Source organism: Mycolicibacter hiberniae (genome assembly GCF_010729485.1).
Taxonomy (GTDB): domain Bacteria; phylum Actinomycetota; class Actinomycetes; order Mycobacteriales; family Mycobacteriaceae; genus Mycobacterium; species Mycobacterium hiberniae.
This window is the reverse complement of record NZ_AP022609.1, coordinates 2,440,231-2,459,052: the sequence shown is the minus strand read 5'-3', so window position 1 is coordinate 2,459,052 and position 18,822 is coordinate 2,440,231. Positions and strand designations below refer to the sequence as shown.

Here is an 18,822-nt window from a genome sequence, read left to right as displayed (position 1 = left end):
CACGCCTAGGCCTCCTGCCGACGACGAGCTGGCCGGAACCGAACACCACAACGGGTATCAGGTGCTTAGCTGCTCACCGTGAATATCGACACGTTGAGAGAACTTGCAGAGCAACACGGTTGGACAGTTGAACAACACCCGGATGGATTCAGAGCAGACAAAGGGCCTTGGTCCTGGGAGGTCCGTAACGATCCACCAGGTGCATTCCCTAAAGCGGACGGCAAACCAGCAGAGGTATTCGCAACTCTCACAGACCATACGCACTTGGACGGCCAGCGCAGCTTAGCTGTAGATGCCAAAGTCTACGAGACCTTTAGCGACGTGGCAGCACTGCTGGCTAGGTAAACCAGCAAACACTCGGAACCATCGGCAACGACGTTTTAAACCACACCGGATGTCGTCGCCGCATTACAGCCCGGTCGGGATGCGGGGGGGGAGGGGTGATACCCCCACCCCTCTGACCTGCTAATACTCTGACGTGCTGCCCCGCCGGTAGTGCGGCAGTGCAGCAGGAGTGCAGCGGCCACGCTGCGCGGGCGAGGGCGGTAGCAAACACAGGGCCACCCACTACCCCGACGCCCACACAAGGCACTGGCTGACCTGCCAGTGCCAGAGGGCTAGGCCGCAGGGCCAAGCAGCACGCGGGTACGTGGAGGGCGCACGCCAAACTGCACTAGCCCCTGGACTGCCCAAGCATCCTGGAACGGGGAACTGACCTGAGTGCTGCCCGACCGCTCAAAGATCGAATGCAGGTAACCGGCAGGCGTCACGATCTGACGCCGCACCACGTCGTAGAGAACTTCCAGCGCATCCTCGTAGAGTTCTTCAACCTCGGGTAGACCGTCCTTAGAGTGAACGGTCAGCTCAACAATCGGAGTACCCAACAGCGTCGGTTCGGTACGGTGACGGACACCGCCGGATCGACGCAATTGGATGAGCGGAAACGTTCGATGCTTGACGTTAGGCACCCACGACACCACTTGGCAGTCGGGAAACTCGGCTCTGAGGACCGGTGCCACCACACTGAAAACCCTTGGCAGGCGAGGCACTACGACCTCTTAATCGTGTAGACGAACCGAGCAGTACGGGGGGAACCGTTGAAACGGTTTCCATACCCAAACACCGACCAGCGATCACCGTGCCAGTCGATCTGTGATTGCAGACCGAGCAACCCGTGGGCGCGGTCGAACGAACGGGGAAACCGCATCGAGTAGACCTCTTCGGATTCGAAACCCTCGTTGTCTTCCTCAGACCTGCGGGCAGACGTACCGGTTTGGTTCATCACCTGGAATCTTGCGGTGGTTGGGATTCCATCCGGGTCCGGTGACGTTCGCGGGTTACCGTCGATGTCCTCGGTAAGCACCTCGGGATAAACAGTGACAGGTTCATACTGACCACCGCGATCTAACAGAGACACGATGAAACCCCCTGTTTCACAATGGAAATGCGAACCGTGGATCGGCCCGGAAACGCTCGAACGGAGTAGGCACTCTGAGGTGGATCGAAAACAACGCGGACCCCACACCCAACAGGCCCCACTCGCGGTTAGTGATCTGAAGCTCACCCGAGGCCAACTCATAGTTGAGTTGGTAGGTGTAGTCACCATCGGTCTCCGAGGTGTAACCCTCGGGGTTTTGGATCACCCGCTTTACAGCGGTGGACTCCACCCGGACCACTATCGACTCATCTAGGCCACCGTTGGTGACCTTCTCGTCTAGGTCGGGGATACGCTGCCGGATTTCCAGCTCAGCATCTTCGAGCAGGATCTCAGCCTGGGCGGATTCGTCCGCCGTCAACGGTCTTCCGAGCCGTACTACGACATCGGCGGTTGTTGCGTAAGCCAATTAGGGAACCTCCCCCTAGCCAGGCAGGTGGGTTAGCGGTCCCACCTGCCCGTGCCAGATTGGGGAATCTAGGCGAGGGTCACCGACGCGCCGGTACCACCGGTCAGCGCAGCACCATTCACGGTCAACACACCCGGAACAATCACGGTGAACTCACCAGCAGAACCGGTAACGGTCACGTCATCGGCCACGATGCCGTCATCAATACCGACAATTGCAGCCTTAACCGCCGTAGCGTTCGCGTTGTGGGCGATAGTCACAGACGGACCAAGACCATTCAGGCTCACCGTCGCGTTACCACCAGTAGCGCCACCAAAACTCAGCGCGTAAGTGATCGGACCATCCACAATCCGAACCACACCAGGCTCATTGACGAACGCGACGCCAATACGGCTAGTAGCGCGAATCCACCGACCATCCTGTTGGACGTTGTGGAACTGCGAAACCTCGGTACCTGTGCGCTGCACAAACAGCGTGTGCTCCTTAGGGATACCCCACGCCACCGTGCCCGCATCCACCTGGTCAGAGACCAACACAGGTAGGCCGCACACCTGAATACCGTCCTCGACAAAAGTCAGCAACGACTGGTTGCTGCCCGAAGCGATCTTCAACTTGGACAAAGCCTCAGCGGTTTCCGGCGAGACAATCCACGAAGTCAACACGCTGCCAAACGCCAGCGCCCTATACCGGGCGGTCACAAAAGCATCCAAGTTGGTCAGCGAACCACCAGTGCTGACCACCGAATACCCCAGCGACAGCAACCCGTCTGGACCTTTCGCGGTGGTGTTAGCGAAAAATGCCTGATCAACAGACCGAGCAATCTGATTAGCAAGCGCCTGACCGATACGGTCAGCGATAGCCGGATCGGTGTCACCGACAGACTCATTACCGACCAAGGTAAGGCCGGCGGTTTTCGCCGGGACCACCGTGACCTCTTCGGCATCACCATCAGCCTCAGCAATCGGGTCCAACTCGTCATACCAACCAACACCGGGGTCAGACTTCCACACCGGGACATTGAGTTTCGACTTATTCGTAGTCAGAAACGTCGCGGCGTTAGCGGCGATAGATTTAGCCTGAACAGCCAAATTCACCAGGTCGCCATAATCCTCGGGCAACCAAGCAGATGCCAGATCAGCACGTGTAGTACTCACAAAAATCTCCTATAGAGACAAGCCAGGGCGTTACCCCGGCAAACGAAAAAGCCACCCGGTATGTACCGGATGGCTTCGATGGATTAATCAGCACCGCCACAGACGGATGCCATGGGTGCGCCGCTGGCGCACGCCGAACCCGACCACAAACCGGGTTCAGCGGAAAACTATGGGTGACTAAGCGCCAGGGCGATCTCTAAGCAGATTCCCCCAAGTCGGACCAGTGCTGGCAACAGATGAGCCGAAACCTTGCGAACGATCAACGGGAGCGTCCACCAACTTCAAACCCGGACGGGAACCGAGAATGTCAGAGACCACCGCAGACACTTTGTCAGGATCAACAAACCCCAACTCATCCAACAGCTCACCCAATTCGATACCGCCCAACGTAAACAGATCGGCGGGGTTACTGAGGCCTTTTGCGGCCAACCGCTCGGCGTCCCGGCGCTGAAGCTGCTCAACATGAGAACGGGCCTCGTTACGCTCTACACGGTAACGAGCCTCACGATTAGGCTTAGGGCCACCAGCGGAAACGTCCGTAACGGTGTCTGTAATCAATTCTGGCGGGTTTTCACCATCTTCGGGCGTAATGACATCAGATGGAATAGTTTCGGTACTCAATTCAACCCCTGGACACTCGGAATGGACAAGCTTTTAGTAGGTTCGGGACGGCGGAAACGCCGGTCCCACAAATCGCGGCGAACCTGCAAATCATCTTTATGCCAAGGCTCATCACCAGCCGCCACGACGGCAGCGTTGTAACTGTCGGTGCGCTTTACAAACTCTGCGAAACGCTCATCACGGGATTTAGCCCACGGTGCCGTACTGTCGCCGTGCGCCATCACAACACCTCGACACACGAGTTATTGAAACCGGCAAGAACATCCAACACGGTCATCGGTTTAGGTAGTTCGATGTCGTCGTGGGTCACATCACACACGACACGACGACCGAAACCCGACTCAAGATTCTCCAAAAGATCAGAGACAAAGTTCATTCCAAGACTCCATTCAAAAGGTTGATTAGATCCCTCGCGGTGCTCGGGGAAGGGGATAGTGCCCTCACTCGCCAAGCTCGATTCGGGGGCACCATGCGCTGCGCGCGGGCTACCAAAAAGTTTGCTAGAGGGTGTAGGCGCTGACGCGGGCTGGAAGCCCTACGTATAGGCACCTTTTTCAAAAAAGTTGCCGTAACTGCCGTCATTGCAGTGACCAACCACAAGTGAGCTGCGGTTACGGACTTCTAGGTGACGGCAGTTTGACGGCAACTCTTGCCCAAATGACGGCAACTTTTGGCCGAATGACGGCAACTTTTAGGTGCTAGAGGGAAAATCCCAGCCGTAGGTGCCATCGCGGTTTTTCTTTGCTGGACCGAGCACAGCGGCGACCCGCTCGTAAAACTTATTGCGGGTAAGGGCCTGTTTCCCGTTACCATCCTCGATCCACAATCGGTAGCAATCGTAAGAACGCGTCCGGGCGGTGAAACCTACCGGCAATATCTCACCATCAGCCAACCATGCCCGGACAGGATCGGAACGATTCGCGAACGATTCCCGTGCGGCATCACCCGGCGCAGAACGCCGGATAGTGAACCCGGTCGCTGCGGCGCGACGCAACAACTTGCCGGCAATCGCGGCCCGCTCTGAGAACAGCCGAGCCTCGATGGTGGTATCGGAACCATCGAACTTGTTAGGGAACTCGATAATCTCCCACCGCCGGAGATAACCCTCGGACGTGTCCGACGACGTAGGTATCTGGTTAGCCGAGAAAACAGGCACCGCCCAGACGTGAGCCGCAAATGCCTGTGAATGCTTGACATCCATCTCAAGCAGGTCGCCGCCCGTCATCTGTTTGAACGCGCCGGTACTTTCGACGTGACCGCCATCAATTTCACCGACCAGGTTGATCGCCTTGCCGTAGAGGCGTGCGGCGGCGAATCGGGTGCTGAGTCGCTGGAGCGGCACCGCCGCCATACTGTGCCGACCGACTATCGCCTCGATCAAATTGAGCAAAACACTTTTACCATTGCGTCCCGTGCCGGTAAGCATGATCGCACGCTGCGACGGATTACCAGGCCGCAGGAGATAGGCCAGGATGTCGAGCACCCGGTCAATATCGCCGGAGTGTAGCACGTCGGCCAAAAACCGATCAAACTCCGGTGTCTCTACCGAGAACGTCGGATCAACGTCCAACTGGTAGGTAATCAGCATGTCGGGATCGTGCGGAACAACCTCACCGTTGGTGAAATCGAACAAACCAGACGGCAGAGACACATAACGGTCATCCGGTTTATCCGGGTGGATAAACCGCTCATCGTGCTTCAACTCCGCACGCAACCGGTCGGTCACCGTGCCAAGGTGCTTATTCCGGCGGTAAGACTTACCCATCTTGATAGGCAGAACATCACCCACGGCATTCCGGTCCTCAGACCAGACACCACCAGAGTGAGACCATAGAGCGCCCGAATTGGGGTCTAAACGGATAGGCCGCTCGGATTGAATCACCCGCGACCAAGCCACCGGATTAAAACCGCGAACATCTTCCGGGTCAACCCGCTGTAACAGCTCAGCGCAATCGCAATCCAACTCACCACACTCCGGGCAGATGGGTACCGCGTTATCCACCACCTGCAAAGGCCGGCTCATTTTGCCTGCAATGCTTCGATCTGTTCCACCAGCCCAAGCCCGATAGCCCTGGCCTCATCGCGTTCGGCGGTAACCGCCGCGAGTTCATCGCGGGCCGCGTTCCGTTCCACCCGATGAGCTGCGCATTCTCTACGCAACTGAGCGATATAGATAATCGTCTCGGGGTCTAGCTCATTTAGATCAACTGCCATTTTTACCTCCCATGGCACCATCACGGCACCATAAATAGCCCTAGAATCAATCCAGGGGGATTTTCCCAACCTTTTGGATAGGGCATACCGCAGAGCGGATAAAGTCGCTCTACGCTTGAATTAGCGGGCTAAGCCGCGCTAAGAGTTTTCTGCATTACCTGAACCAACGCGTAAGCCTCATTCCGCCGCTGACGAAACCGACGCTGACGCTCGCGGGCACAGGCCAGACACGCTCCATTGCGACGGGCGATCGCGTCGTGCCGTGTGCATCGTGGATTAGCCATGATTTTCCTTTATGTGATGCGCCGCTGACGCATCGGATTGAACTGTGGACGCCGCTGACGCCCGCGTTACTAACGACATGGTGGGTTAAAAAAAGTTGACCTGCGGCGGGAGTCTAGGACCGCCACAGGCCAACACGGCAGAGTCAAGTCGATAGAACCTCTGCCACTCTCGACACCGCCGGAGTTCGCCAAAACTGCGGTGCTGAAATCTATGAGGGTATGAGCGCGTAGCCCTTTACCCCTCCCATGGTATATGGGTTCGACTTTTCACAAAAAGTTGAAAAACACCCTCTACTGTGACCGAAGTCACCAGTCGGGGATAACCCTATAGGCTTACCCCTCCCATGGTATATACGTGAGTATTTTTACATTTACCCCCAAAACCACCCTCTATTGTGACCAGCTTCACACGACGGTCACCAATCGTCCTCGGCGTCCCAGTTACCCTCGTTAGGGCGTTGACCACCGGGCCTATACCCACCAGTTACCAACGCATCACACGCGCCGAACGGCCCAACCCACCTGCCGGTGTCCGGGCAGTAGTAGGTGCTACCGAAATCCCCGTCACACAACCGTTGGTCATAGCAATACGCCGGAATTGGATCGGCGGCAGCGGGAGGCGCCAGCGCACCACCGGCCAATACCGCCGCAACAAGTAGCACTCGCATCATCACACCAGCGTCGCACCGGCCACCGACACTCACGCGCGATCCCCGGCGAGCTGGAAGACGTAGTGCTCGGAATACCCGTCAACCATCGTCGGGTCGTCAACCTCGTCGTAACCGGTCTCGATCCACGGGCGGCTGCCTAGCCAATCAGTTATTAGCCGAAACTCGGGATCACCGTCGCAGCTGTCAGCCGTCCGGTAGAGGCTGCCGAACGCGGTGCCATCGTCGGCGGTGAACTCGGTGGCGGTGAATCGACCAGGGGCGTCAACAACAACCGTCCCGGCCCCAAAGGCAACCGCCAGTGGATCGCGCCCAACCACGTCGGGGTGAGGGCTAGCGACGAACTGGCACCCGCACGAGCGCACATGCATCGGAACCCCACCCGACACCCGGCGACCACAGCGCGGGTCTGCTGTATCCGGCATAACCAAAATGCCACCGGCATGGTGCATCCAGCTTAGAAAAGTCTCGTAACTCACGCCAGCCATCAGCGCTGCTACCTCGATGGATACCTCGTTGCTCACGTAGCGGACCTCCCTCGATTGTGTCACGTATAACATGATCCCTGATACGTCTCTATCATCCACGACGTTGTTGTGGCGCCGGTCACCGCGTTGATAATTCCTGGTGGCGCATGCCAGCTCAGCAGTCGCACAGCGGATGACGAATCCAGTGGCGGGTCAGGATAGATCCGCTCGCCAGATCCACTTCCAGGGTGGCGTCCAGCGTCGGTGGGGCCGGGCCGGCCGGATTGCCGCGCACCGCCGCCACCACCTGGTCGACCTGGCTCAGCGCCAGCGCCGCTGTGGCCAGCACCGTCGCCCGGTCGGCGGGCGTCACGGTGTGGCGCAGCTGGGCGGCTACCGCGGGCCACGCGCCGTCCCGGTCCCGCCGGTGCAGGTCTGCGCAGCCCAAGCAGCTGGTGACACCCGGCAGCACCAGCGGGCCGACCACTCCGGTTCCGTCGCGCACCCGTACCGGCAGGTGGGCCACCCGCTCGGCGTGCAATTCGCGCACCAGCCGTGGGTCGGGGACCAGATAGTCGGCCAGCACCACCAGATCGGTCCCCGCCGTGCTGACCGCGGCGTGCGACTGACTGCTGCGCCGGACGACCGCGCTCGTGCACCGCAGCGATTCGACCAGCAGATCTGACAGGGGACCCCGGCCGTGCACCCGCAGCGACACGGTGCGGCACCGGCGGCGCGCCCCACCGCCGCGGACCGCCACCCGCGCGGTGACCAGCGCGGTCAGTAGGCCGTCCAGCTCCTCGGCGTCCACGGTGCCGTACGCCGCGGCCTGGTGACGCAGCGCGGCAGCGGTGACCGGGAGCTGCATCGCGCGCAACAGGGCGGCCAGCGCGGACGCGGTCAGCCCGCGAGGTGGGCGCACCAGCACACCCCGGCGCGGATCCCACCCGACTTGCACCGTCCCGTCGGGACGCAGCAGCACCGGCAGCGCCGGGTCCAGGGTGTAGGTATCGGTGGACACGGTCTGACCCTGGCATGGCCGCCGCCGACGCCCCGCCGGTTATCCACAGTGCGACCGGGGCGCTCGGCGTCGTGCGGTCAGCTGTCGTCGTCGGGCTTGTTGGCCTCGCGCTGGAATTCGGCGATCGCCTGGTCGATGGCCGAATCGATGTCGCTGGAACCGCCGATGATCCGGTCGATGAACGCCGCCGGATTGTCCAGATCGGCGGCCTCGGGCAGCAGATCGGGATGCTGCCAGACCTTGTCGCGGGCGTCCGGCCCGACCGCGGCCGTCAGCCGCTCCCACAGCGCGGCGGCCTCGCGCAGCTTGCGTGGCCGTAGTTCCAGACCGACCAGGGTGGCGAAGGTCTGCTCGGCGGGTCCACCGGTGGCCCGACGCCGGCGAAGCATCTCCGAGAGCGCCGCGGTGCCCGGAATCCGGTCGCCGAGTGCCGCATCGACCACCGTCTGCACCCAACCCTCGATGAGCGCCAGCAGGGTCTCCAGGCGCTCCAGCGCGGCCAGCTGCTCGGGGGTCGACTGGGGCTCGAACACGCCCTGGTTGAGCAGTTCGTTCATCGCGGCCGGATCGGTCATCGCCGACGGATCGAAGCCCTGGGCCAGTTCCTCGATACCCCGGATATCGATCTTCATTCCGCGGGCGTAGGCCTCGACGGCGCTGAGCAATTGGTGCGACAGCCACGGCACGTGGGAAAACAGCCGATGGTGGGCGGCCTCGCGGGCGGCCAGGAAGGTGACGACCTCACTGCGCGGCTGTTCCAGGCCGCCGGCCAGTTCCTCGATCGCCCCGGGAAGCAGGGCGGCCACGCCGCTCGGCCCCAGCGGCAGTCCGATGTCGGTGGAGGTCAGCACCTCCCCGGACAACCGTCCCAGCGCCTGACCCAACTGGGAGCCGAACGCCAACCCGCCCATCTGCGACATCACCGACAGCAGCGGGCCGGCCATGCTCTTGGCCTCCTCCGGCAGCGCCGAAGCCCACACCGACGAAACCTGTTCGGCCATCGGGTCGCACAGCCGCTGCCAGGTGGCGATGGTGTTCTCGACCCAGTCCACCGGCGTCCAGGCGGCCCCGCGGGTGGTGCCGGCCGGTAACGGGGTGGCACCGTCGAGCCATGTTTCGGCCAGGCGCACCGCATCGCCGATGGCCGTCGCGGTGGATGCGCTGACCGGGGACACCGCGCCGATCGATTTGATCGCGACCTGACGCGCCAGGTCGTAGTTCACCGGTCCCGCCGGGCGGCCGTCGGCGCTCACCCGGCCGGCGCCGCTGAACATCTGTCCGAGCTGGGTGAAAACCTGGCCCAGATCGGCCATATTGAAGCCGGCGCCCATGCCGAACGGGTCGGTGGGCCCAGAGCCTCGCTCGCGGTCGGGGTCGTCCCCGGATGAGAAACCGAAGGGCAGATCAGCCATAGACACAACCGTACCCACCGGCACCGTCCGGCGGTACGACACGCCGCCCGCAGCGATCGGGCCGTCCGCGCCGGCGCCGGGGCCGTTTACCATACCCGGGGTGAACAGGCGGATTCTGACGCTGTTGGCGGCTGTGCTGCCGGTAGTCATGTTCGGCGTACTGCTGACGGCGGTGACCGTGCCGTTCGTGTCGCTGGGGCCGGGGCCCACCTTCGACACGCTCGGCGCCATCGACGGCAAGCAGGTGGTGGCCATCGAGGGGACCACCACCCACCCGACGACCGGTCACCTGAACATGACCACGGTCTCGCAGCGCGACGGGCTGACCCTGGGGGAGGCGCTGGCCCTGTGGCTATCCGGGCGGGAGCAACTCATGCCTCGTGACCTGGTCTATCCGCCCGGCAAGTCCCGCGAGGAAGTCGACGAAAGCAACACCGCCGACTTCCGGGCCTCCGAGCAGAGCGCCGAATACGCCGCCCTGGGCTACCTCCGGTATCCGTCGGCGGTCACCCTCGCCGACGTCCACGATCCGGGACCGTCCGCGGGGGCCCTGCAGCGCGGCGACGCCGTGGACGCGGTCAACGGCAAACCGGTCTACACCGTGGAGCAGTTCACCGCGCGGCTGGCCGACACCAAACCGGGCGAGACGGTGGCCATCGACTACCGGCGCAAGAACGCCGCACCCGGCACCGCGCGGATTACGCTCGGAGAGAACAAGGACCGGCCCAACGGCTTTTTGGGTGTCTCGGTCCTCGACGCGCCTTGGGCGCCGTTCAGCATCGACTTCAACCTCGCCAACATCGGCGGGCCCTCGGCGGGGCTGATGTTCTCGCTGGCCGTGGTGGACAAGCTGACCACCGGCACCCTGGCCGGATCGAACTTCGTCGCCGGCACCGGGGTCATCAAATCCAACGGTCAGGTGGAGTCGATCGGCGGGATCGCCCACAAGATGACGGCCGCCCGCGAGGCCGGCGCGACGATGTTTTTGGTCCCGGCCGACAACTGCTACGAGGCGCGGGCCGACAACAAGGGCCTGCAGCTGATCAAGGTCGACAGCCTCGCCCAGGCGGTGGGTGCACTGCGCACCGTCACCGAGGGAGGTCAGCCGCCCTCTTGCTGATCCCGGAGTTGGCTACAGTGGGGCCGTCAGGGACAACTGAGCTAGGGAGCGTGGCACGTGGCAATGCGGCCCACCGCAAGGATGCCGAAATTGACCGCGCGCAGCCGGATCATGGTCGGCAGCGCGTTCGTCGTGATCGCGCTGCTGTTGGTGGGGCCGCGGCTGATCGACGGCTATGTCGACTGGCTGTGGTTCGGCGAGTTGGGCTACCGCTCGGTGTTCGTCACGACCCTGCTGACCCGGCTGATCACGTTCGTCGTGGTGACGTTGCTGGTCGGCGGGATCGTCTTCGCCGCGATGGCCACGGCCTTCCGGGCCCGGCCGGTCTTTGTTCCCAGCAACGGTGTCAACGACCCGGTGGCCCGCTACCGGACCACGGTGCTCTCGCGGCTGCGGCTGTTCGGGTTCGGGATTCCGGCCGCGATCGGTGTGCTGGCCGGGATCGTGGCGCAGAGCTACTGGGTGCGCATCCAGCTGTTCCTGCGGGGCGGTGACTTCGGGATCACCGATCCGCAGTTCGGCAAGGACATGGGCTTCTACGCCTTCGACCTACCGTTCTACCGGCTGGTGGTGGGGCTGGCGCTGGCGACGCTGTGCCTGGCCACCATCGCGAATCTGGCGACGCACTACATCTTCGGCGGCATCCGGCTGTCCGAGCGCGCCGGTGCTCTGAGCCGTCCGGCGCGCATCCAGGTGGTCAGCCTGATCGGCACCCTGGTGCTGCTCAAGGCCGCCGCCTATTGGCTGGATCGCTACGAGCTGCTCAGCCACACCCGCACGGGCAAGCCTTTCACCGGGGCCGGCTACACCGACATCAACGCGGTGCTGCCCGCCAAGATGATCCTGCTGGCGATCGCGCTGATCTGCGCGGTCGCGGTGTTCTCCGCGATCGTGCTGCGCGACCTGCAGATCCCGGCGATCGGTCTGGTGCTGCTGCTGCTGTCGTCGGTCGTGGTCGGCGCGGGCTGGCCGCTGATCGTCGAACAGTTCAGCGTCAAGCCCAACGCGGCGCAGAAGGAAAGCGAATACATCTCCCGCTCCATCGCCGCGACCCGGCAGGCCTACGGGCTGACCGAGGATGTGGTGACCTACCGGGACTACCGCGGCGACGCGCGAGCGACGGCGGCGCAGGTGGGCGCCGACGCGGCCACCACGTCCAACATTCGGCTGCTGGACCCGACCATCGTCAGCCCCGCATTCACCCAGTTTCAGCAGGGCAAGAACTTCTACTTCTTCCCCGACCAGCTGACCATCGACCGGTATCGCGACGGTGACGGCCAGCTGCGCGACTACGTGGTGGCCGCCCGCGAGCTCAACCCGGGCCGGCTGATCGACAACCAGCGCGACTGGATCAACCGGCACACCGTGTACACCCACGGCAACGGCTTCATCGCCTCGCCGGCCAACACCGTGCGCGGGATCGCCAACGACCCCAACCAAAACGGTGGATACCCGGAGTTCCTGGTCAACGTTGTCGGCGCGAACGGCGGGGTGGTCTCCAACGGTCCGGCCCGGCTCGAGCAGCCGCGCATCTACTACGGCCCGGTGATCGCCGACGCCGTCTCCGACTATGCGATCGTGGGGCGCAACGGTCCCGACCGCGAGTACGACTACGAAACCAACACCGAGACGAAGAACTACACCTACACCGGCACCGGCGGGGTACCGATCGGAAACTGGCTGGGCCGCAGCGTGTTCGCCGCAAAGTTCGCCGAACGCAACTTCCTGTTCTCCTCGGTGATCGGCGCCGACAGCAAGATCTTGTTCAACCGTGACCCGGCGGAACGGGTGCAGGCGGTGGCGCCGTGGCTGACCACGGACTCCACGGTGTATCCCGCGATCGTCAACAAGCGGATGGTGTGGATCATCGATGGCTACACCACGCTGGACAACTACCCCTACTCCGAGCTCACGTCGTTGTCCTCGGCGACCATGGACTCCAAAGACGTCGAGTTCAATCGTCTGTTGCCCGACCGGCGGGTGTCCTACATCCGAAACTCGGTGAAGGCCACCGTCGATGCCTACGACGGAACCGTCAGCCTGTACGCCCAGGACGAGAAGGATCCGGTGCTGCAGGCCTGGATGAAGGTCTTCCCGGGAACGGTCAAGCCCAAGGCGGACATCTCGCCTGAGCTCGCCGAGCATCTGCGCTACCCCGAGGACCTGTTCAAGGTGCAGCGCATGCTGCTGGCGAAATACCACGTCAACGATCCGGTGACCTTCTTCTCCACGTCGGACTTCTGGGATGTTCCGCTGGACCCCAACCCGACGGCCAGCAGTTTCCAGCCCCCGTACTACATCGTCGCGAAAAACCTTGTGAAGGAAGACGGTTCGGCTTCCTACCAGTTGACCAGCGCGATGAACCGGTTCAAGCGCGACTACTTGGCCGCCTACATCAGCGCCAGCTCGGATCCCGACACCTACGGCAAGATCACCGTTCTCACCATTCCCGGGCAGGTCAACGGTCCCAAGCTGGCCAACAACGCGATCACCACCGACACCACGGTCAGCCAGGACCTGGGTGTGATCGGGCGTGACAACCAGAACCGCATCCGATGGGGCAATCTGCTGACCCTGCCGGTCGCGCAGGGTGGCCTGCTCTATGTCGAACCGGTCTATGCCTCGCCGGGCACCAGCGACGCCGCGTCGTCGTACCCACGCCTGATCCGGGTGGCGATGATGTACAACGACAAGATCGGTTACGGGCCAACGGTCTCCGACGCGCTCACCGGGCTGTTCGGGCCCGGCGCCAGCGCGGCGGCCACCGACATCGCACCGACCGAAAGCGGCGGTGCCGCGCAGGGCACGGCACCGGCACCTCCGGCGCCTGCCGCGGCGGTGCCGACGCCGTCGTCCGCCGAGGCCGGCTTGTCCCCGGCCAAAGCCGCTGCGCTGCGTGAGATCGACGCAGCCATCGCGGCGGTGCGCGACACCCAGCGCCGCGGAGACTTCGCGGGCTACGGCGCGGCGCTGCAGCGCCTCGACGACGCCATGGCCAAGTTCAACAACGCCAAGTAGAAGCAGCGGCACTCAGCCGAGGTCCGCGCCCAGGGGTGTGCTGGCGCCGCGCGCAGCGGCGGCGCCCAGCGCGGCGCGTGCCCGGGCGTTCCAGTGGTGCCGGGGCGTCATCGGGGACAGCCGGCTCAACTTGACGAACTGCCGCAACGACCACCGGTCCGCGGCAGTCACGTTGACGCCGGTCAGTTCTCGGGCGCGGGGATGCTGCAGGGCACGGATCGCCGGCTGGGGGACCGCGCGGATCCACCAATCGGTGGGCGCGAAGATCTGCTCGCGGAACTGCTCGAAGTGTGCCCCGGCCACCAGGTTCGCCGAGCAGTAGTCCTCGAAGTAGTCGACGAATTCCAGCCAGGTCGCCGGCAGCGGCCGCGTCGAAATGCCGTATCGGCGATACCAGTCACAGCACTGCCGATAGAGCTGCTCGTGTTCCCCGGCGTCGAGGGGACGGATGAAGGTGTTGACCATGAAGACCAGCGACTCGACGTACGCGGCGTGCTGAAAATGAAACAGGTCGGGATTCAGCGCGTGGTACTTGCGTCCCAGATCGTCGACGCCCTTGACATGTTCGTGGGCAAAGCGCATCTGGGGTCGTAGGTCGAGGTCGGAGTACGCGTAGTTGACCGCCTGGGTGAAGGTGCGCTTCTTGTGCAGCCAGATGCGCTGGGGCGTCAAGGCGTGCTCGCTGATGCCGGCGGCGATGCCGGGATGCAGCAGCAGCAGGCACACCGCCCGCGGGAGTACGAACAGGTAGCGCCGGTCGGCCACGAAGTGCCACAGCATGCTGTCGGGCCCCAAGGTGTCCTCATGGTTGGCCATTCGGACAGCCTCCGTCGTCGCCGAGTGCAGTTGCGTTGTGGGTCACTGTAGACGCACGCTCGCGATCACCAGGACTGGCCGCCACGGCCCGCGGCGCGGGTCAGCGACCCGACAACCCGACGATGCAGCCGGCTGATGTTGGCGACGAGTCCGCTTCCACGGTGGCTCCGGAATGCAGCATGGCATAGCGGAGTTGGGACGAGAGGGACGACGCCACGGTGCCGGGGCCAGGCGATTTGGCCCCTGGCCACTCGTTCGGTAGTGTCGTAGATACCAACGCGGGGTGGAGCAGCTCGGTAGCTCGCTGGGCTCATAACCCAGAGGTCGCAGGTTCGAATCCTGTCCCCGCTACTAGGTAGAACGGCCCTCGGAGATTTCTCCGGGGGCCGTTTTCATGGGGTTTGCGAACGGATTTGTGAACGTCAGGATTCCTGGCAGGCGACCGTCTGCTGTCACTTCGGCGCTATTGCGCCGACAGGCTCCCACGTTCCGACGAACAAGAATCCGAACTTGTCGATCGACCAAGCCGCGGGCCCACTCCGGTCCGCGGCTTTCTCGCGTCCGGGTAGTCGGCGCCCCGACGGCGGTCGGGGCCGAGACGACAAAAAGGCTGCCGCAGCTTTCGCTGCGACAGCCTCTTGAAGTCTGTGCGGTCGGTCAGATGACCGAAACGCCTACAGCCTGCGGACCCTTCGCACCCTGCTCGACCTCGAACTGAACCCGAGCCGACTCTTCGAGGCTGCGGAATCCGCCACCGCTGATCTCGGAGTAGTGAACGAAGACGTCGGGCGCTCCGCCATCAGGAGCGATGAAGCCGAAGCCCTTTTCGCCGTTGAACCATTTCACAGTACCCTGTGCCATTTACTTTGCTTCTTTCATTGTTCATGCCCATCAAGCGATGATGTGCGTCACTGACAGTAGCACGGCTTGCTGAGGCGACCCTGGGAATCCGCAAGCGGAGCGGCAATGCGGCAGGAACGTGCACACCGCCGCCGGCTCAACCAGCCCACACGTCCTCGACGTAGCGGTCGGACTCCACCAAGCCGATAAGCCACTGGCGAGCTTGGCTCTCGTCGCGGCCGGCGCGCGCACGGTAGATGTCGATAAAGGCCTGCCGCACCGCCGGCGCCATCTTGGCGCCGTCACCACATACGTAGACGTGTGCGTGCTTCGCCGGGTCGCCGAGCAGTGCCCAAACCTCGTCGGCGTCCGCGGCGATCCGGTCCTGTACGTAGCGCACGCCGTCCTGCGGCGCACGGGAGAAGGCGGGGCGCATCCGGACTACCCCCGCCGCTTCGGCGGCCTCGAACTGCTCGCGGAAGATGTAGTCCACGTTCGGATTTCGGACGCCAAAGAAACACAGGGCCGGAGAGTAGGGCGCCCCTTCCTGTTTGGCCGCCAAGCGATCGCCGAGGAAGCCGCGGAACGGGGCAACACCCGTACCCGCGCTGACCAGGATCACATTCTTCGCGGGGTCGGCACCGGCACGGAACGCCTGGCGGGCCGGATCGACCCGCGCCCGAATCTGTGCACCCGGAGCGACGGCGGCCAGATGATTGGACGCCACGCCCCGAAACAGTCCGTGGAACAGCTCTGAGCCGGACCGGGCCGGCGCATCGAGCACGCTGACTACGAGCCCGACCAGGCCCGGTGTCAGGCGCGAGGACGACGCGATGGAGTAGTGGCGCGGCGTCATCGGCTCCAGCAGCTCGAGTAGCTCAGCGCCGGTCAGTGCGCACGCTGGGAACTCCACCAGGCATTCGAATGGACTGAGGGGGCAGGGATCGGCCGAGGCGGCGAGCTGCTCGAGGCGCTCGCGCTCCGGCGGGCACGCATTGGCCGCTGCCAGCCGCCGTAATTGGCTTGAAGTAACCGGCTTTCGCAACTCAACGAAGTGGGTCAGTAACTCGCGTGCGCTCACCTCCCGGTCGAGTGCGATCAGCCGCCGCGAGGCGCGTCGAGGATTGATCGACAGCCGCCGCTCGCCTTCGATCCCAAGAAGCTCCAACACCGTGGCGACCAGATCCGGGGGATTGTCCGCGAGGACCGTCAGGTGATCACCCGTCTGGTACTCGACTCCCTCGGGAAGAGCAACGCGGACAAAATTTTTGGCTCCCCCGGGCACCGCGTCGTCGCCCACCAGTGCGGTGTTGTCCAGGACGGTCATCGGTGTCACCCCGAACCGGGCGTCGATCGCCGCAGTGACTGGGCCGATGATGGCATGCATGTCGTAGAGCGGCTCGTCGGCGTCGGCGTCGGTGACCGGCGTCGCGTCCGGATCGCCGAAGTGCTCGTACAGCGCCTCGCGCAACGCCGCGGAGAATTCTTCGACCGTCCCGGTGAGATCCCCTGAGGTGTCGGCGCAGGTCAGCGGGATCAGCGGCTGGGCGCCCAGTTCGGTCAGGCGTTGGTCGATGTGCTTGGGTACCGCCTGGTAGGTGTCGGCCCAGTTGCGATCCCCGACCCCGAGTACCGCGAAATATGGAGCGCCGTCGAGTCCGGCGTCCGCTCCGAGCAGCCAGGCGAGGAAGGCTCGTGCGTCGTCGGTCGGCTGACCGTTGTACGACGCGGCGACGATGACGACCGCATCGGTCTGCGGCAGGGCTCCGGCGAAGTCGTCCAGCGGAGCGACGGTGACCAGGCAGCCAAGGTCGGTGGCCTCTTCGGCAAGCTGCTTGGCCAGTGCGCGGCAGGTTCCGAGGTTCGAGCCATGCAGCACGGCTAACGTGGTGCCAGTTTTGACGGCGGAGCTGACCCCCAAATTCCGCTCTGGCGTCGGGGCTGGCGGGGCGGCAGGGCTGCGGCGGTCCTGTGGTGTTCGCCGTATCAGGTCGAGAAGGAAACCCATCGGGCGCCGGCTGCGTTCGCTGTCGAACTGCAGCACATAGTGTTGCGAATCGATCAGGCGATACCGGTGGACCAACCGGGCGATCGTCATGGTGGCCTCGTGCAGGGCGAACTGACGGCCGATACAGGATCGCGCTCCGGTGCCGAAGGGTTTGAACACGGCGCCGGGCTGCTCGGCGGATCGGGCGGGGTCGAACCTGTCCGGATCGAAGAGTTCTACGTTGTCACCCCATGCGGGCTGACGATGCAGGGCGCCCGTGAGCACCGTGACGGCCTCGCCTCGTCTGATCGGGTACCTCTCGCCGATGACTGTGTCCGCCAAGGCGGTTCGGTCGAAGCTGAGTACGGGCGGGGACAAGCGCAGCGTTTCGTTGATCACCTGCCGCAGGTACCCGAGCTTTCCGATGTCGTCGTAGCTCGGAAGGTAGTCGGCGTCCACGCCGAACACGGCATCGACTTCGGCCGCGACACGCGACAGCACTGCCGGATGATGCAGCAGGTTGTAGAGCGCGGTGGGCATCAATTCCGAGGTGGTCAACTGTCCGGCGATGAGAAACGTCATGATCTGGTTGCGGATGTTGTCCGTAGTCAGCAGTGGCGCGCCGTCGGGGTCGCGCCCAAGCATGACGTAGAGCAGATCGTCGAGTTCGGGTGAGGCGGTCGCTTGGTGTTGATCGATCAGCTCGTCAAAGCTGCGATGCAGATACTCCAGTTCTTGGTCGAGGTCGGCGGTGCCCTCGGTCGCTGCGAGCTTTCCCAAGGCCGCGGTGAAATGCTGCGGGATGGGGGCAAGGCCCTCGTGGCTGAACGAGTCGAAGCGCGCACCGAAGCCGGCAAGGGCGACGGTGTCCATCGCGAGCTTCTGCAGGTCGGTCGACGCGTCCGCCGGCCGATGCCCGAGGCAGCCATCCCAACGCTCGATCAGCTGGGTGCCGATGTCGAGCATGGCGCCGTGGTAGTTGCGCAGCCCGGCATAGCTGAAACCCGGCATCAGGACATCGTGGGCCTTCTGCCAGTTCGGTTCACCGTGGTACGCGGTGAACAGACCGTCACCGGCGAGCTGGCGGACCCGCTCCAACGGCCGCATGGGGTTCTTGGCGAACCGGCTCTCGTCGCAGAGCTCGTCGACCAGCTCCGGTGAGCACGCGTACAGCTTTCGCACACCGCTGTAGTCGGCGTAGAACAGCGGCCCGTGGAGCTCCCCGAGGATGTCGATGGGCAGTGCATAGGGTCGACCGACGACGGCAGAAGGGGGCGGCAGCGGTCCCTCAGCGGAGGGAACGGTGTCCAGTTCCGGTGGCAGCGACGCGGTGAAGTCGGCCATATCGGGCAGCAT

The 18,822-nt window shown here is 63.6% G+C and carries 15 protein-coding genes and 1 tRNA gene; 3 read left to right on the top strand and 13 right to left on the bottom strand.

Features of this window, described 5'->3' with window-relative positions:
- Positions 1–617 precede the first annotated feature (617 nt).
- The 10 genes from G6N14_RS11585 to G6N14_RS11540 form a co-directional block, all read right to left on the bottom strand.
- On the bottom strand, positions 618–968 hold the full coding sequence (locus tag G6N14_RS11585) for a phage tail termination protein (RefSeq protein ID WP_234808777.1): 351 nt from the start codon (positions 966–968) through the stop codon (positions 618–620).
- Between the two features lie 465 nt (positions 969–1,433).
- Positions 1,434–1,796 (bottom strand): Gp19/Gp15/Gp42 family protein, encoded by a 363-nt coding sequence (locus G6N14_RS11580; protein WP_234808776.1) that lies wholly within the window; start codon positions 1,794–1,796, stop codon positions 1,434–1,436.
- Between the two features lie 116 nt (positions 1,797–1,912).
- Entirely contained in the window at positions 1,913–2,998 is a 1,086-nt protein-coding gene (locus tag G6N14_RS11575) for a phage major capsid protein (protein WP_234808775.1), read from the bottom strand.
- 177 nt (positions 2,999–3,175) lie between these two features.
- A complete protein-coding gene (locus G6N14_RS11570; RefSeq protein ID WP_133054887.1) occupies positions 3,176–3,619 on the bottom strand; it encodes a hypothetical protein in 444 nt (147 codons plus the stop codon).
- The gene (locus tag G6N14_RS11565) at positions 3,616–3,840 is read right to left on the bottom strand and encodes a hypothetical protein (protein ID WP_133054886.1); all 225 of its coding nucleotides are present in this window, start codon (positions 3,838–3,840) and stop codon (positions 3,616–3,618) included. The genes G6N14_RS11570 and G6N14_RS11565 overlap by 4 nt, the downstream gene beginning before the upstream one ends.
- Before the next feature lie 470 nt (positions 3,841–4,310).
- Positions 4,311–5,642, bottom strand: a complete 1,332-nt coding sequence (locus G6N14_RS11560) for a DNA primase family protein (protein WP_085133939.1) — start codon at positions 5,640–5,642, stop codon at positions 4,311–4,313.
- Complete coding sequence (locus G6N14_RS11555; protein WP_163787139.1) at positions 5,639–5,833, bottom strand: hypothetical protein; 195 nt, start codon at positions 5,831–5,833, stop codon at positions 5,639–5,641. The genes G6N14_RS11560 and G6N14_RS11555 overlap by 4 nt, the downstream gene beginning before the upstream one ends.
- A gap of 984 nt (positions 5,834–6,817) precedes the next feature.
- Complete coding sequence (locus G6N14_RS11550; protein ID WP_133054884.1) at positions 6,818–7,309, bottom strand: hypothetical protein; 492 nt, start codon at positions 7,307–7,309, stop codon at positions 6,818–6,820.
- Between the two features lie 118 nt (positions 7,310–7,427).
- Positions 7,428–8,273 carry a TOMM precursor leader peptide-binding protein gene (locus G6N14_RS11545; protein ID WP_179960832.1) on the bottom strand — a complete coding sequence of 282 codons (846 nt, stop codon included), beginning with the start codon at positions 8,271–8,273 and terminating at the stop codon, positions 7,428–7,430.
- Between the two features lie 77 nt (positions 8,274–8,350).
- Entirely contained in the window at positions 8,351–9,685 is a 1,335-nt protein-coding gene (locus tag G6N14_RS11540) for a zinc-dependent metalloprotease (RefSeq protein ID WP_085133984.1), read from the bottom strand.
- A 100-nt stretch (positions 9,686–9,785) separates the two neighbouring features.
- Between G6N14_RS11540 and G6N14_RS11535 the strand changes: the two genes are divergently transcribed.
- A complete protein-coding gene (locus G6N14_RS11535) occupies positions 9,786–10,805 on the top strand; it encodes a YlbL family protein (RefSeq protein ID WP_085133937.1) in 1,020 nt (339 codons plus the stop codon).
- A gap of 57 nt (positions 10,806–10,862) precedes the next feature.
- Positions 10,863–13,823: a UPF0182 family protein gene (locus tag G6N14_RS11530; RefSeq protein WP_085133936.1), complete on the top strand. Its 2,961-nt coding sequence runs from the start codon at positions 10,863–10,865 to the stop codon at positions 13,821–13,823.
- A gap of 12 nt (positions 13,824–13,835) precedes the next feature.
- Here the strand turns inward: G6N14_RS11530 and G6N14_RS11525 are convergent, their stop codons facing one another.
- Positions 13,836–14,639, bottom strand: a complete 804-nt coding sequence (locus G6N14_RS11525; protein WP_234808774.1) for an oxygenase MpaB family protein — start codon at positions 14,637–14,639, stop codon at positions 13,836–13,838.
- Between the two features lie 277 nt (positions 14,640–14,916).
- On the opposite strand from G6N14_RS11525, the gene G6N14_RS11520 reads away from it, so the two are divergent.
- A tRNA-Met gene (locus tag G6N14_RS11520) sits at positions 14,917–14,990 on the top strand.
- A gap of 306 nt (positions 14,991–15,296) precedes the next feature.
- Here the strand turns inward: G6N14_RS11520 and G6N14_RS11515 are convergent.
- Together G6N14_RS11515 and G6N14_RS11510 are read right to left on the bottom strand one after the other, a co-directional pair.
- Positions 15,297–15,500 carry a cold-shock protein gene (locus G6N14_RS11515; protein WP_085133935.1) on the bottom strand — a complete coding sequence of 68 codons (204 nt, stop codon included), beginning with the start codon at positions 15,498–15,500 and terminating at the stop codon, positions 15,297–15,299.
- 136 nt (positions 15,501–15,636) lie between these two features.
- Positions 15,637–18,810 (bottom strand): bifunctional cytochrome P450/NADPH--P450 reductase, encoded by a 3,174-nt coding sequence (locus tag G6N14_RS11510; protein WP_085133982.1) that lies wholly within the window; start codon positions 18,808–18,810, stop codon positions 15,637–15,639.
- Between the last annotated feature and the right edge of the window lie 12 nt (positions 18,811–18,822).